Consider the following 15,691-nt stretch of genomic DNA (forward strand, 5'->3'; position numbering starts at 1 on the left):
GGCAAACACTGCCGTCATCCTCGGGCTTGACGCGAGGATCCACTCCGCCGGCCGAATGCTCTCCGCCAGTTGATGGAGCAGGTGCGGTCGACGGCAGCAGATGCTCGGGACAGGGCCGAGCATGACGGGAGAGGGTGAGGCTGCCGCCTGTCCCTGCCAAATGCTGCCACCGGAGGGTTGCGGTAGGGTAAGATGGGAGCGGCACCCACCACCGTCATGTCAGGGCTTGACCCGAGGATCCATCGGCACTCGACGGGCTTGGCTGTGGATCCTCGGGTCAAGCCCGAGGATGACGGCGGAGCAGGGGCGACGGCAGAGATAAGGGTGACGGCGGAGCGAGTGGGGACGCCGCTGGCGAGGCAGAGCGCAGCGACTGGGTTCCGCCCGACCCACCCACCAACAACAACCGGCAAGGGACCCCGGCCCCTTTCCATCCTGCAATCCGATCATCCTCGTTTGCGACAGGCCGCATGACAGATCAATCGAAGACCTATGTTGCACCACCCGGCACCCCGCCGCTCGTCCAACTCAAGGGCATCGCCAAGTATTTCCCCGGCGTCATCGCCAATCAGGATGTCGATATCGAGGTCCTGCCGGGGGAGATCCACGCGCTGCTGGGTGAAAACGGCGCGGGCAAGTCGACGCTGATGAACATCCTGACCGGCATCTATCAGCCGGACGCCGGCGAGATCATCATCGATGGCTATGCCCGGGAATTCTCCTCCCCGGTCCAGGCCATCGCGGCCGGGATCGGCATGGTCCATCAGCACTTCAAGCTGGTGCAGGCCTTCACGGTGGCGGAAAACATTCATCTGGGCTGGAGCGAGACGCCGCGCCGTGCCTCCGCCGCGGTACTCGAAGCCCGCACCGCCGAGCTCGCCAGGCGCTTCAATCTCGACACCAAGCCATCCGCCCGCGTCTCCGATCTCTCGACCGGCGAGCAGCAGCGCGTCGAGATCCTGCGCGTGCTGGCCCGCAAGGCCAAGGTGCTGATCCTCGACGAGCCGACGGCGGTGCTCACCCCTGCCGAAGCGCGCGAGCTGTTCAAGGCCCTGCGCGAGTTCGTCTCGACAGGCAATGCTGTCATCTTCATCTCCCACAAACTCGATGAGGTGCTTGAGATCTCCGACCGCATCTCGATCCTGCGCGGCGGCCGCAAGGTCGCGACCGAAATGGCGGCGGATTGCACGCCGGCCAGCCTCGCTCGGCTGATGGTCGGGCGCGACATCGTGCTGGCCGACATGCGCGGCCGGCCCGAAGGCGCTGCAAAAATCTCCGCCGAGCCGGTCATGCGGCTCGAAGGCGTGCGCGCCTTGAGCGATGCCGGTCGCGAGGCGCTCCATGGCATCGATCTCACCGTGCATGCCGGCGAAATCCTGGGTGTTGCCGGAGTTGCCGGCAATGGCCAGCGGGAATTGTCGCAGATCCTCACCGGCACGCGGTCGATCAGTGCAGGGCGCATCCTGATCGACGGGAAGCCCGTGACCCATGCCGATGCCGCAGATTTCGTCGCTCGCGGCATTGGCCATATTCCGGAGGATCGTCTGCATTCCGGCCTCGCACCCGGCCTTTCGATCACCGTCAACGCGGTCATGCGCGAATATGGCAAGCCGCCGGTCACCAAGGGTGGTTTCTACAATCCCGGTGCCGCCACCACGCTTGCCAAGGAGATTGCGTCGGTTGCCGAAGTCGCCATTCCCGATTTCGCCATGCCGATCCGCAATCTTTCCGGCGGCAACCAGCAGCGCCTGGTCGCCCGCCGCGAAATGCGCGTCGCCTCCAAGATCCTGGTCGCTGCCTATCCCAGCCGCGGTCTCGATGTCGGCGCCATCAACACCATGCTGCGCTACATCGTCGAACTCAGGAATGCCGGCGCCGGGATCGTGCTGATCTCCGAAGAGCTGGAAGAGCTCTTGAACCTCTCGGACAGGATCGCAGTGCTCTACGAAGGAAAGATCATGGGCATTCTCGACAATTCAGGGGTGGATATCGAGGAAATCGGCCTGCTGATGGGTGGCCGCACCGCCGCCATGAAGAAGGAGGCCGCCCATGGCTAATCTGCGTCTGCAGCGACTTCCCTCGGCCACTCCAAGTGCCGCCCTCGGCGCCCGCATTGGGGCCATCGCCCTGGCACTTGTCATTGCCGGGCTGATCCTGGCCGCCACGGGCCGCAATCCCCTTGATCTCGGCGCCCAGGTCGTCAGTTCCTCGCTGGGTTCTTCTTTTGGCATGGAAGATCTCGGGCTGCTTGTCATTCCGCTCATCCTGACGGGCCTTTCGGTCACGGTCGCCCAGCAGATCGGCGCCTGGAACATCGGCGCGGAGGGCCAGTTCTATGCCGGCGCCTTTGCCGCCACAGCCGTCGGCCTCTTCGTGCCACTGCCGACGGGCTTGAGCCTCGTTGCCATGTTTGTCGCCGGTGCCTTCGGCGGCCTGGTCTGGATCCTGGTGCCGACGCTGGCGCGGGCCTATGCCAATGTCAACGAGTTGATCACCACGCTGCTGCTCAACTTCGTCGCCATCCTGATGGTCTACTACGTCTCGACCGATGTCTGGCGCGAGCGCGGCGGCATTGCCAATTCGGCGACGCCGCGCATCAAGGTGGAAATGCCGGAATTCTGGGGCCTCGTGCATTGGGGCCTGCCGATCGCCGTCATTCTCGCCGTGGTCATGGCCGGCCTCCTGACCTTCTCCAAATGGGGTTACGAGGTGCGGTTGATCGGCTCCAATCCCTCGGCTGGCAAATATGCCGGCATCGCCGCCAAGAAGCACCTGATCACCGTCATGCTGATTTCGGGCGCCATTGCCGGCATCGCCGGCATGCTGGAAATCGCGGGCACAGTGCATCGCCTGCAGGGCGGCATTTCCAACAATTACGGCTATCTCGGCATCATGGTCGCGGTGCTGGCGCGCGGCTCCTGCCTCGGCGTCATCTTCGCCGGCGCGCTGATGGCCTTCATCCTGAATTCCGGCATCATTCTCCAGACGCAGGGGCTGACCACCTCGACCGTTCTGGCGATCACCGGCCTCATCCTGTTCCTGACGGCGATCGGGGATGAACTGTCCCATTACCGCGTCGTCCGCGACAAAGCCTGAAAGGATCAGACATCATGGATCTCCTGACCGGTCTTTTCACCACGGCCTTCCTCGCAGGCGGCGTGCTGGCGCTGGCAGCCCTTGGCGAGGTGCTGGCCGAGCGCGTCGGTGTCGTCAATCTCGGTGCCGAGGGCCTGATGGCCATGGGCGCCGTCACGGCAGTCGCGACTGTCACCGCCTTTCCGTCGCCCGTCCTCGGCTTTCTCGCGGCGCTTGTGGTCGGCGCGCTGTTTGGCAGTGTGTTTGCCCTTGCCACCGTCATCGTCAGGGCCAATCAGGTGCTGTGCGGCCTGGCGCTGACGCTGATCGGCACGGGGCTGGCCCAGACCATCGGCAAGGCCTATTCGGGCATGCCGGTCCCCGTCACCTTCGAGGGCGTGAAGATCCCGCTCTTGAGCGAAATCCCGATTTTCGGCCAGGCCTTTTTCAGCCAGAATATCCTGGTCTACCTGATCTTCATCATCCTGCCCTTTGGCTTGAGCTACATCATGTTCAAGACTCGCCACGGGCTGAACCTGCGCGCGGTGGGTGAAAACCCGGCAGCAGCCGATGCCGCCGGCATCCCGGTCACGCTCATCCGCTTCGGCTATGTCGCCGCCGGTTCGGCGCTGGCGGCGGGCGCTGGCGCCTATCTGGTGCTGGCCTTCGTGCCCTCCTGGTCGGATGGCGTGGTGGCAGGTCGCGGCTGGATCGCGGTGGCGCTGGTCATCTTCGCCGGCTACCGCCCCGTTCCCGCGGTGCTTTCGGGCCTGCTGTTCGGCTTCATCACCGCGCTTGGGTTCGTCGGCCAGGCGCGCGGCTGGCCGATCGCGCCGCCCTTCCTGTCGATGCTGCCCTATCTCGGCACCATCGCCTTCATCATCGTGCCGGTCATTGCCTGGCAGCGCATGCGCCGGCTGATGGCGGCCCCGGCGGCCCTGGGCGAGCCCTATTACCGGAGCGTGCGCTGATGGCCACGCTCCTGGTCAAGAATATCGCCCATCTCGCCACCTTCGACGATGGCGCGCGGGAATTGACCGATGGCGCCATGCTGATCCGCGACAATGTCATTGAGGCGGTCGGCACGACGGGCGAATTCGGCCAGGTCGAGGCGGATAGCGTGCTGGATCTCTCCGGCCATATCGTCATGCCCGGCATGGTCAACATCCACCACCATATGTACCAGAACCTGACTCGGGTGATGGTGCAGGATGATGAACTGCTGGTCTGGCTGAAGACGCTCTATCCCATCTGGTCGAACCTGGACGATGACGCCATCGGCGTCTCCTCCCGCGTGGCGATGGCGGAACTGATCGCCTCGGGCTGCACCACGTCGTCGGACCATCTCTATATCCTGCCGAATAACTGTACGCTCGATGCCACCATCGATGCAGCGCAGGAAATCGGCATGCGCTTCCATGCCGCCCGTGGAGCCATGTCGCGTGGCCAGAGCCAGGGCGGTCTGCCGCCGGATAGCTGCGTGGAGAAGGAGGAGGACATTCTTGTCGATGCCGAGCGGCTGATCCACCGCTATCACGACAATTCCCGCCATTCGATGAGCCGCGTCATCCTCGCCCCATGCTCGCCGTTCTCGGTGACACCAGGCCTGATGAAGGATGCGGCGGCCCTTGCCCGTAGCCACCAGGGCGTGCATCTGCATTCACATCTGGCAGAAGACCTGTTCGAGGAGGTCTATTGCCACGATATCTATGGCATGCGGCCGGTCGGTTTTGCCGAATCCGTCGGCTGGCTCGGGCCGGATGTCTGGTTCGCCCATTCGATCTTCATGACCTCTGACGAAATCGATCTGTTCGCCGCGACCGGCACCGGGGTGGCCCATTGCCCCTCAGCCAATATGCGCTGCGGCCAAGGCATCGCCAAGATAAGGGAAATGCTGGACAAGGGCGTGAATGTCGGCCTGGGCGTCGATGGCTCCGCCTCCAACGACACCTCCAACATGTTCATGGAAGCCCGGCTGGCCATGATGCTGCAGCGGGTGGCGCCGAACAAATACCTCTCGGAAACACCCGGCGGCCGCGGCGGCTTCGGCGGCACGCCCTCGGCGCTCTCGGCCCGCGAGGCGCTGACCATGGCGACCCGTGGCGGCGCAAAAATCTTCGGCCGTGATGATATCGGCTACCTCGCACCGGGCATGAGCGCCGATTTCATCGCGGTCAAGCTCAACCAGCTCGGCCTTTCCGGCACCCAGCGCGATCCGCTCGCAGCGCTTGTCATGTGCGGCCCGTTCAAGGTGGACTATTCCTTCATCAACGGCCGCGCGGTCATTGAAAAAGGCGCCTTCGTGTCGCTTGATGTGGAGAAACTGCTGGTGAAGCATGAAGCGGTGATGGAGCGGATTTATGATGCTTGAGGGGGTGTTAAAAGACCCTCTCTGGCCTGCCGGCCATCTCCCCCACAAGGGGGGAGAAGACTTGCGTCGACCGCTCGACAATCGCCAGCGTTAACAAGCTTGGCGAGCGGACGGCCCCCAGCGGTTCTCCCCCCTTGTGGGGGAGATGGCCGGCAGGCCAGAGAGGGTCTTCTAATCCATCGCCTCAACCATCTGACCTTATGACCGAACCAAACCCGAAAAGGACGATCCCATGACAGCGACGGACAGAGCCTCTCTCGACCATTGGTACGTCATCGATACCGAGACGCTGATACCCTACGGCGTATCAAAAAACCGCCTGCTCGGCCATGACCTGACGGTGGTGCGGGCGGAGAACGGCGATCTCACCATCACGGCAGAGGGCAGGGACGCGCCGCTGCCGTTGCGCCGCCGCTTCGGCTTCATCTGGACCACGGTGGGCGAGCCCGCGGGCGAGATCTTCCCCCTGCCGGAAGCCGACGAGGAAGATCGGCGGCATGTCAATTGCGGTGCGGTCTCGGTCAAGGCATCGGGCCTGCGCATCGTCGAGAACTTCCTCGACATGGCGCATTTCCCCTTTGTGCACACCGATATCCTCGGTTCTGAGCCGCATACGGAGGTCGAGCATTACAATGTCGAGATCCGCCGCGATGTCGATGAGGTCTGGGCGACCAACTGCCAGTTCTTCCAGCCGCAGGCGGCGCTGTCGGCCAAGGACGGCATCATGACCCAGTATATCTACCGGGTGATGACCCCCTTCACGACGCTGCTCTACAAGACCTGCCCGAACTCGGCCAATCGCTGGGATGTCATCTGCCTGTTCGTCCAGCCGCTTGATCCCGACCGCTGCCGCGCCCATCCCGTCATGTACCTGATCGACGATGTCTCGACCACGACCGAACTCATCCATTTCCAGCAGTTGATCTTCCTGCAGGACCGCATCATCCTGGAAAACCAGCGCCCGGTGCTGTTGCCGATGGAGCCGCGCAAGGAAATCCCCACCCGCGCCGATGCCTCCTCCATCGCCTATCGCCGCTGGCTCAAGGAAAAGGGTGTGACCTACGGCACATCGGCCATGCTGGCGGCGTGAGCCATGGATGCGATCGACATCGCCCCCGACCTCGCTATCGTCAATGCCACCATCCTGCCGATGGGCGGCGCTCCACAGATCGACCGCGGCACGCTGACAACAGCGGGAGATCGCATCCTGGCCGTCGGTCCCTCGGATCAGGTGTCAACGGCAGGCGCGGCGAAGGTGATCGACGCCAATGGCCGTGTCGTCATGCCGGGCTTCGTCAATTGCCACACGCATATCGCCTCCAACATGCTGCTGCGCGGCCTGCTGGAGGATGTCCAGCTGTTCGAATGGTTGGGCACGATGTGGAAGCTCAAGCGCAATTTCGATGAGGAGACGCTTTACTGGGCAAGCCTGATGGGTCTTGTCGAAATGGTGAAGTCGGGCATGACCTGCTTCAATGAGCATTTCGATGCCTACCGGGTCGAGCCGCAGATCGCGGCGCTCAAGACGCTGCCGCTGCGCGCCACGCTCGGCTATGGCTTTGCCGATCGCGGCGTCTATGCCGACGTCAAGGACTGGTCGTGGAAGACGCTCGACCGCTTCTCCGACAAGGTCTCCGCCCATCACCGCAGCGGCAATGACCGCGTGCATGTCGCGCTCTCGCCCCACGCGCCGTATTCCTGCGGCGCCAACATGTTCCGAAAGGTGCGCGAGGTGGCGGATGACCAGGGCGTCGTCATCCACACCCATCTCTCCGAAGGGCCGCAGGAAATCGCCTATGTCCACGAGACCTATGGCACGACGCCGGTGCAATGGCTGCACGAGATGGGCTTCCTGAAATCAGATGTCACGGCGGCCCATTGCACCCAGCTTGATGACGGTGACATCCGCATCCTTGCCGAAACCGGCACGAAGATCGCCCATTGCCCCTGCTGCAACGCCAAGCTCGATTCCGGCACGTTGCGGCTCCATGCCTGCCGCGAGGCGGGCATCACGGTGGGGCTTGCGACTGACGGACCAGCGAGCCACAACAGCCTCGATATGTTCCAGGAAATGAAGTTCGCCGGCATGATCCACAAGGACAAGATGCACGACGTCGAGTTCCTGAAGACCCGCGAACTGCTCGAAATGTCCACCTGGGGTGCTGCCCAGGCCATGAACCGGCCGGAGGTCGGCACGCTTTCTCCCGGCAAGAAGGCCGATGTTATCATCGTCGATCTCGACAAGGCCCATTGCCTGCCGGTCTATGACACATCAGCCGCCCTGGTCTATTCCGCCCGCGCCGATGACTTGGAAACCACCATCGTCGACGGCGCGATCCTGATGGAAAACCGCCTGGTTGCCGGTATAGACGAAGCCGAAATCCGCGCCCGCTTCCGCGAAGCCGCGCTCGCCCTGCGCGACCGCAGCCTGTGATATACGCCACCATGCGGGCGGCCTGATCGATGGGGCGGCGGTTTGACCGAAACCTTTCCCTAGCGTAGTCTGTATTACAAATGGAGGAAATAACCATGTCAAATCGTGAGCTTTCCGATCCGATCACCATGCGCCTGCCACTCGATCTGCTTGCCGAGGTGGAAGAGGTGGCAGGCATTTGCGAGCGCAGCCGCAGTTGGGTAATCGTCCGCGCCCTCAAGGCCTATCTGGCGCAAGAGGGGCGGGAGATCCGGGACATCGCCAAGGCGCGCGGCGAAGTGCGCGATGGTGGCGGCCATGATCTCGACAGCGTGCTGGACGAAGTCGAGGCCATCGTCAAAGGTGCGGCTGCTTGAAAATCACCCTGCCGCCGGATGCGCGGCACTACGCCATTTCGGAGGCCTCCTATCTCAGGGCGCGCAATCCCGCCGCTGCGCTCCGTTTCCAGAACGACCTGAAGCGCCTAGCCCGAGACATTGGCCGCTTCCCGGAAATGGGTGTCCCAAGCCCCGAGATGCCGGTTCCCGGGGTGCGCCGCTTTGTGATGGGCTCCTATGTGGTGGATTATGAGATCAGGCAGGACGGCATCATTATTCTGGCGATCCGGCATGGTCGACAGCGTCCACCGGGTCTTCCCCCCGATCCCGACTTTGACTTCGAAGCCTGAGCTTCTTTCGCGACGCCCTTTATCCCGAACCCATGCGAGCCACCATGAACGCCGGCCAACACACCCTCCGCAACAAAACCCTGCTTGCCCACGCGTTTCACGCACCCGTCGCCGGCGAGGTGGAGGTGCTGGCCGATGTGCTGATCGGGATCGGTGCCGCGGGCGAGATCCTGTCGGTGACGCGGCCTAGCGATCCCGATTATCAGGAGGCGAAGTCGAGTGCCGAGAGCCGGGGCGTGCTCGAAACTTTGCCGAAAGGCAGCTATCTCCTTCCGGGGTTCGTCGATTGCCATGTGCATGCGCCGCAATATCCGCAGCTTGGCAATGCACTCGATGTGCCGCTGGAAGTCTGGTTGCAGAAGTATACATTCCCGCTGGAGGCCCGTTACCAGGATGCGGCCTTCGCCCGCCATGCCTATGGCCTGCTGGTGGAGGATCTGCTTGCCAATGGCACAACGACAGCGCTCTATTTCGCGACCATCCATCAGGAGGCCACCCGCATCCTTGTCGATACCTGCCTTGAGAAGGGCCAGCGCGCGCTGGTTGGCAAGGTGGCCATGGACCATCCGGAAAGCTGCCCGGACTATTATCGCGACGCCTCTGTTGATGCCGCCCTGGATGGCACCCGAAGCCTGATCGACTATGTCCGCACCCATCCCGACAATGGCGAGGGCAAGGTGCTGCCGGTCGTGACGCCGCGCTTCATTCCCTCCTGCACCGATGCCACGCTGGAAGGGCTCGGCGCCATTGCCCGGGAATGCGGCTGCCACGTCCAGACCCATTGCTCCGAAAGCGACTGGGAGCATGCTTACGTGCTGTCCCGCCACGGCATGACCGATACCGAAAGCCTTGATCGTTTCGGCCTGCTTGGTCGTCACACCATGCTCGCCCATTCCAACCTGCTGACGGCGTCCGACATGGAGACCATTCGGGTCCGCCAGGCTGCGGTGGCCCATTGCCCCCTGTCGAATGCCTATTTCGCCGGTGCGGTCTTCCCGCTGCGGGCGGCGCTGCAAAAAGGTCTGCATGTCGGTCTCGGCACTGATATTTCAGGCGGCCCAAGCGCCTCCATGCTGGAGAACTGCCGCGCCGCCGTCACCATGTCCCGCATGCTGGAAACCGGCGTCGATCCCGAGCTTGGCCCGGAACAGCGCGCCTCTGGCAAGCCGGCCCGCGTCGATTTCCGCCACGCCTTTCATGTCGCCACCGCGGGCGGTGCGAATGCCTTGGACCTGCCGGTCGGGCGTTTTGAGCCGGGCTTTCAGTTCGACGCCATCCTGGTCGATTGCGCCGCCGAGAAGGGCACCATCCGGCTCTTCGACGGGCTGGATGAAGGGGAAAACATCCTGCAGAAAATCGTATTCACCGCCTCGCGCGCCAACATCGTAAACGTGTGGGTTTCCGGACAGAAGGCCGTGTGACCCCTGACCGCAGAATTTGCTCTTCCACGCTCTGTTTGGGTATGTTAATCGATTTAATTTTGATCTATGATAGGCCTTGTGGGATTGATACACGACGAGTGACTAATATTGTTTTTGCTGCGAAAGATGTTTAAAATATACAATTAATGGTTGATCGTTCACGGGTGGTTCTGATCACCTCTCAGGCGGTAAGCTGCGAATGAACGCCTCTTTGCGATAGGTGTCTATTGAAGGTAAAACGACGGCGGCAGCCGCATGACCGGATCACTCTGAGCGACGTCGCCAAGAGCGCCGGAGTGAGCTCGATCACCGTGTCCAGGGTGCTGCGCAACCCCGAAAAAGTATCCCCGCCGCTTCGCGAATCGATCCTGCGCATCGTGGACGAAATGGGCTATGTGCCCCATTTCGCCGCCCGCGCGCTGGCCAGCCACCACAGCGGCATCATTGCCGTGCTCGTGCCGTCGCTCAGCAATTATGTCTTCATGAGCGCCATGCGCGGCATCGAGGAGCGCGCCCGCACCAGCGATCTGAGGATTCAATATGCCAACACCCATTTCGATGCGGCCGAGGAACTCCGGCAGTTGAAGCTGTTCCTGGGCCAGAACCCCGCAGGCATCATCCTGATTGGCGTGGCCGAGCATGAGGAGGTGCGCAACCTCCTGGCGCGGGCGCCTTGCCCTGTCGTGCAGATGATGGATGTCAGCGCGCCGCCGGTGTCCTTGGGCATCGGGATCGACAACAGGGCCGCGGCGATCACGGCAACACGCCACCTTCTGGCCCGCGGCTACAGGAGAATTGCCCTGCTCGGTGGCCAGCCGGATCTGCGCAATGTCAGGCGCACCCAGGGCTATACCCAGGTCATGCAGGAAGCCGGCCTCTATGATGAGAAGCTGATCCTGTCGGTCCCGACCCATACCAGCATCGGCCTTGGTTGCCAGATGCTGGAGATGCTGCTGTCCAAGGTGCCGGACGCCGACGCGGCCTTCTGCCAGAATGACGACATTGCGCTCGGCGTGCTGTTCGAATGCCAGCGCCGCGGCATCCGCGTTCCCCAGGATTTCGGCATTTGCGGCTTCAATGATCTGGACTATGCCCGCGCCGCCTTTCCGGCGATCACCTCGGTGCGGCTGCCGCGCTATGATATCGGCTACCGGGCGGTGGACATGGTCGTCAGGGCGCTGGCCCAGTCCACGGATGGTCCCGCAATCATCGACGTCGGCTACAGCCTCATGGAGCGCGAAACCACGGCGCGATGATCGCGCCGCAGCCGGTTCTTCGATCTATTGGTTTGGGCCGCCGACCTACGCTACGCCGCCTGATAGAGCGTGGCGCGGCTTTCCGGGCGCCGGGCATGGCTTGCGCTGTGTTCCGCCAGGTTGAACTGGGCCATCATGCCGGCCAGCTTCTGGGTTTCCTGCGATAGCGTCGCTGCCGCCGCGCTGCTCTCCTCGACCATGGCGGCATTCTGCTGGGTCGTCTGGTCCATGCCGTTGACCGAGCTGTTGACCTCCAGAAGCCCTGTCGACTGCTCCTTGGATGCCGTCGAGATCGCCACGATGTGATCGTTGATGTCGACGATCAACTGGCTGATATTCCGCAGGGCATTGCCGGTATCGCTGACCAGCTTGACCCCGGTCGAGACCTCCGTCGCGGAGTTTTGGATGAGGTCCTTGATCTCCTTGGCTGCCTTGGCCGAGCGTTGCGCCAGTTCCCGAACCTCCTGGGCGACGACGGCAAATCCGCGCCCAGCCTCTCCGGCCCGTGCCGCCTCGACGCCGGCATTCAGCGCCAGCAGGTTGGTCTGGAAGGCGATCTCGTCGATCACGCTGATAATGTTGGAGATCTTCGAGGAGGAATCCTCAATGCGGCTCATGGCGGCGACCGCCCGTGCAACCACCTCGCCGGATTGTTCGGCACTTTGCTTGGCGGTGCCGGCAACGCCGCGCGCTTCCTGCGCGCGCTGTGCCGACGAGCCGACATTGGCCGTGATTTCTTCAAGTGCTGCGGCAGTCTCCTCGAGACTGGCGGCCTGGCTTTCGGTTCGCCGGGAAAGGTCGCTAACGCCCTGGTTGATCTCGCGCGTGCCTTCCGCCAGAACCTCGACGCTGGCAGAAATTTCCTGGAACGTGCCGCATAGCTGGCGGACAGACGTGTTCAGGTCATGGCGCAGGAATTCGAAATCCGCTGCGAAGGGCTCGGTCAGCTGGAAGCCGAAATCGCCGGAACAGAGCCGCTTCAGGGCGTCTCCAAGCGTGCTCACGGTGTTGACGCGGGCCGTGACATCGGTCGCGAACTTGACGACCTTCACCACCTTCCCATGGATATCCAGAATCGGATTGTAGGAGGCCGAGATGATCACGTCGCGTCCGGATTTTGTCCGGCGCTTGAATTCCGCCGCCTGGTAACGACCCTCCGACAGGTTTTTCCAGAAGGCCTGATAATCCGGCGATGCTGCAAAGGCGGGATCGACGAACATCTTGTGGTTTTGTCCGACGATCTCCTGAAGCGAATAGCCCATCAGGTTCAGGAAATTCTCGTTGGCGCCCATGATGCGCCCGTCGACGGTGAATTCGATGATCGCCTGCGAACGGCTGATGGCGGCGATCTGCGCCGCATAGTCCAGGTTCAGCAGTCGCGCCTTGGCATCAGCCCATTCCACGACGAAGCCAACCGTCTTGTCGCCCTGGCGCAGCGGCGTGACCAGAAGGTCGAAGACGCGTGTGCCGACGGTGATCGTTGCGTTGTGCCTGTTCTTCAGCGCGGCCAGCATGTTGCGCTGATGCGAGGGGTTCTTGTGGAACACGTCGATATTGCTGCCGATCAGGGTCGCAACGCTGAAGCGGGGCAGTTCCTTCTTCAGGTCGCTTTCCGCCTCCTTCAGCAGTTCCATCACGGCCGGGTTCATATAGGTGATGTTGAGCTTTGCATCAGCCACCATGACATTGGCCTGGAGGGCATCCAGCGCCAGCGTCTTCGCCGCAGACAAGGGATTAACGAAGGCTGCAATTCCCATGAAATATCTCCGGTCGGCGCAGTGGCCTGGCCCTTGGAGGCAATCAGAACCACCATCGCAATTAAGTTAGTGAAAGTAGAAATATATACAGAAAATGAAAAATCCGCTAATTTAGCGATTTATGTATATGTTTGGCGGCGGTCGGGGGATGGGCGATTTCCGGTCTCAGGCGGATTGCCCGCCATGCGCTTCCAGCAGTGCAATGAAATCATCGAGATGCGCGATGAAGGACACGCCTGGTATATCCGGCACGGGCTGGTAGCCCGGACCGCCGCTCCAGATGAAGGTAGACGCGGGCAGGGCCGCCCGCAGATCCATTAGCTGGCGATGAAGTTGATCCGGCTTGCCATTCAGCGCGCTGAGACACACGTGGCGCGCCTCGCGCAGCAGCGTGGCATCGATGATATTGGCGTTGGGAAGATTGGGGCCTAGGTACAGCGCGTTCCAGCCGCGCAGCCGCGCGATGAGGGCTGCGACCAGCGCGCCGATCTCGTGTTCCTCGCCCTTCGGCGTGGTGGCGATCAGGCAGGGGGCGTCGACGGGCGCGGGTGGACAGCGATCCATGATCGTTCCGAGGATCCGCTTCACCACCGCCGTCGCCATATGCTCGGCCGCAACGTTGAGGTTGCCGGTGGCCCAGCGCGCGCCGATTTCCTGCATCAAAGGCACGACCGTCTTGCGGACAAAACCCTCCGGGCCATCCTCATCGGCACGTCTTTGCAGCAGCTTTTGCAACAATGGCGCATCCAGCGCATGCACGGCCCGCAACAGCGGTCCCAGCGCCCCGGTGGCGATATGGGCTTCCGCCAAGCGGACCAATTGCTGATCCGGCAGATCGACAAGGGCGCTGATCCGATGGCCGGCATCCGTGCACAGCTTTAAAAGTCGCAATCGCTCTGCCTGCGCCGCCGTGTAGAACCGGCGGCCCGTCTCGCTGCGCACGGCCGGCGCCATGCCATAGCGACGTTCCCAGGCATGCAGAACCAGCTTGGTGATGCCAGCAAGGGCGAGCACATCCGCCAGCCCGAGAAGCGTCTTCTCGTCCTCCGGTTCGGATCGCCGCTTTGAATCGCCTGATGTATCCACCTGAGCTATTTTAGGGCGATGTCACGCGCGGACAAGAGCGTTCTTGCGAAAAGGCAATTGTGAGCGCCATTTCGCGTATACAGCGGCGCTGCGCCGTGCCGCCGCGTCACGATACGCGGTCGGCAAGGCAGGGCAGTGCCCGTGATGTCACCCCTCGATGCCGTCGAACAGGTCGCGGGCCTGGGCTGCGGTCATCCGCCGGGTTTCCACTTCGTCGCGCCGTTCGGCAAAGGCTTCGGTTGCCATCAACTGGTCGGCCAGGTCGGCCGGCAGGGACAGGATCACGCGACCTTCGCCAGCATTCAGCCCGCCGACATCCGCACGCTTGGCGGTGATCATGCCACCGGCAATCGTGTTGTTTGTGTCGGGGTCGATCAGGATGAAGGCGCCGGTATGGCGGTTCAGCTCATAGGCGTCGAAGATCGCCTGTTCGTCGAACTTCAGATGCACCTTGCCGATCGCGTTGAGCGGCAGCCGCTCCGCCGAGGCCCATTTGCCGGACTTCAGGTCGAGCTGGCTGACGGGCTGAACGATCACCCGCTGGCGGCGGCTGCCGGATTTCAGCCAGTAGCGCTTGCCCGGCTCGATGCCATCGGGCTGCAAAGCGACGATCTGGGCATCGAAGGCAAGGCCGGTCTGCGGCTGGCTGTCGAGCGAGACGATCATGTCGCCGCGCGAGACATCCACCTGGCGGTCCAGCACCAGCGTGATCGCATCGCCGGCCACGGCAGCATTGCGCACCAGGTCGAAGGTGACGATCTGCTTGACATTGGCCACGGCGCCCGATGGCAGGATGGCGACACTATCGCCCGGCTTCACGGCACCGCCGGCAACCGTGCCCTGGTAGCCGCGGAAGCTTTCGCCCGGACGCGAGACACGCTGCACCGGCAGGCGGAAACCGGTGGTCTGGGCGGAGCGAAGGGTCGCCAGCTCCAGCGTTTCGACCAGCGTCTGTCCTTCATACCAAGGCATGACGGCCTTGGCGGAATAGACGACATTCTCACCCTTCAGCGCCGACATCGGAATGGCAGTCACCTGCCGCACGCCAAGCGACAGCGCCAGTTCTTTGAACTCGCGGGTAATACGCTCAAAGCCGGCACGGTCGTAATCGGTCAGGTCGATCTTGTTGACGGCCAGCACGAACTGCTTGATGCCCATCAGCGAGGCGATTGTGGCATGACGCCGGGTCTGTTCCAGCAGGCCGACACGCGCATCGACCAAGAGCACGGCGAGGTCGGCGGTCGAGGCGCCGGTTGCCATGTTGCGGGTATATTGCTCATGGCCGGGGGTATCGGCCACGATGAACGAGCGCTTGTCGGTCGAGAAATAGCGATAGGCGACGTCGATGGTGATGCCCTGTTCGCGCTCGGCCTGAAGACCATCGAGCAGCAGCGCGAAATCTGGAAGCCCGAGATCGTTCTGCTGGCCGCTGTCGCGCCGCAGCGTGGCGGCCTGGTCTTCCTTCACCGCCTTGGTGTCCCAGAGCAGGCGCCCGATCAGCGTGGATTTGCCATCGTCGACGCTGCCGCAGGTGATGAGGCGCAGCGGCCGGGAATCGCGGGTGACCTGGAGAATGTCTGCCTTGGGAAGCTCGGTGGCGAGAACTGTCGTTGCTGCGGTCATC

At 62.8% G+C, this 15,691-nt stretch carries 13 protein-coding genes; 10 read left to right on the forward strand and 3 right to left on the reverse strand.

The features are described from left to right. Positions 1-470: 470 nt before the first annotated feature. The 10 genes from B9A97_RS15815 to B9A97_RS15860 all read left to right on the forward strand — a co-directional run bounded on the left by B9A97_RS15815 (position 471) and on the right by B9A97_RS15860 (position 11,224). Positions 471-2,057 (forward strand): ABC transporter ATP-binding protein, encoded by a 1,587-nt coding sequence (locus B9A97_RS15815; RefSeq protein WP_084366323.1) that lies wholly within the window; start codon positions 471-473, stop codon positions 2,055-2,057. After that, complete coding sequence (locus tag B9A97_RS15820; protein ID WP_084366324.1) at positions 2,050-3,096, forward strand: ABC transporter permease; 1,047 nt, start codon at positions 2,050-2,052, stop codon at positions 3,094-3,096. The genes B9A97_RS15815 and B9A97_RS15820 overlap by 8 nt, the downstream gene beginning before the upstream one ends. Positions 3,097-3,110: 14 nt before the next feature. Then, the gene (locus tag B9A97_RS15825; protein WP_084366325.1) at positions 3,111-4,046 is read left to right on the forward strand and encodes an ABC transporter permease; all 936 of its coding nucleotides are present in this window, start codon (positions 3,111-3,113) and stop codon (positions 4,044-4,046) included. Next, a complete protein-coding gene (locus tag B9A97_RS15830) occupies positions 4,046-5,446 on the forward strand; it encodes an 8-oxoguanine deaminase (protein WP_084366326.1) in 1,401 nt (466 codons plus the stop codon). The genes B9A97_RS15825 and B9A97_RS15830 overlap by 1 nt, the downstream gene beginning before the upstream one ends. A gap of 232 nt (positions 5,447-5,678) precedes the next feature. Further along, on the forward strand, positions 5,679-6,536 hold the full coding sequence (locus tag B9A97_RS15835; RefSeq protein WP_084366327.1) for an aromatic ring-hydroxylating oxygenase subunit alpha: 858 nt from the start codon (positions 5,679-5,681) through the stop codon (positions 6,534-6,536). A gap of 3 nt (positions 6,537-6,539) precedes the next feature. Continuing rightward, positions 6,540-7,880 carry an amidohydrolase family protein gene (locus B9A97_RS15840; RefSeq protein ID WP_244564254.1) on the forward strand — a complete coding sequence of 447 codons (1,341 nt, stop codon included), beginning with the start codon at positions 6,540-6,542 and terminating at the stop codon, positions 7,878-7,880. Between the two features lie 95 nt (positions 7,881-7,975). Then, the gene (locus tag B9A97_RS15845) at positions 7,976-8,236 is read left to right on the forward strand and encodes a CopG family ribbon-helix-helix protein (protein ID WP_084366328.1); all 261 of its coding nucleotides are present in this window, start codon (positions 7,976-7,978) and stop codon (positions 8,234-8,236) included. After that, entirely contained in the window at positions 8,233-8,547 is a 315-nt protein-coding gene (locus B9A97_RS15850; protein WP_084366329.1) for a type II toxin-antitoxin system RelE/ParE family toxin, read from the forward strand. Before B9A97_RS15845 ends, B9A97_RS15850 begins: the two co-directional genes overlap by 4 nt. A gap of 44 nt (positions 8,548-8,591) precedes the next feature. After that, on the forward strand, positions 8,592-9,968 hold the full coding sequence (gene guaD / locus B9A97_RS15855; protein WP_084366330.1) for a guanine deaminase: 1,377 nt from the start codon (positions 8,592-8,594) through the stop codon (positions 9,966-9,968). Positions 9,969-10,195: 227 nt separating this feature from the next. Next, positions 10,196-11,224, forward strand: a complete 1,029-nt coding sequence (locus B9A97_RS15860; protein WP_280164087.1) for a LacI family DNA-binding transcriptional regulator — start codon at positions 10,196-10,198, stop codon at positions 11,222-11,224. Between the two features lie 50 nt (positions 11,225-11,274). Here B9A97_RS15860 and B9A97_RS15865 read toward each other — a convergent pair whose 3' ends face one another. From B9A97_RS15865 to cysN, 3 genes are all read right to left on the reverse strand, one after another. Further along, positions 11,275-12,981, reverse strand: coding sequence for a methyl-accepting chemotaxis protein (locus B9A97_RS15865; RefSeq protein ID WP_084366331.1), 1,707 nt, complete (start codon positions 12,979-12,981; stop codon positions 11,275-11,277). A 165-nt stretch (positions 12,982-13,146) separates the two neighbouring features. Further along, the gene (locus B9A97_RS15870; RefSeq protein WP_084366332.1) at positions 13,147-14,067 is read right to left on the reverse strand and encodes a MerR family transcriptional regulator; all 921 of its coding nucleotides are present in this window, start codon (positions 14,065-14,067) and stop codon (positions 13,147-13,149) included. A gap of 147 nt (positions 14,068-14,214) precedes the next feature. After that, a complete protein-coding gene (gene cysN / locus B9A97_RS15875; protein ID WP_084366333.1) occupies positions 14,215-15,690 on the reverse strand; it encodes a sulfate adenylyltransferase subunit CysN in 1,476 nt (491 codons plus the stop codon). Position 15,691 lies beyond the last annotated feature (1 nt).

The sequence above is a fragment of the Rhizobium sp. RU36D genome, from assembly GCF_900176345.1.
GTDB lineage: Bacteria > Pseudomonadota > Alphaproteobacteria > Rhizobiales > Rhizobiaceae > Allorhizobium.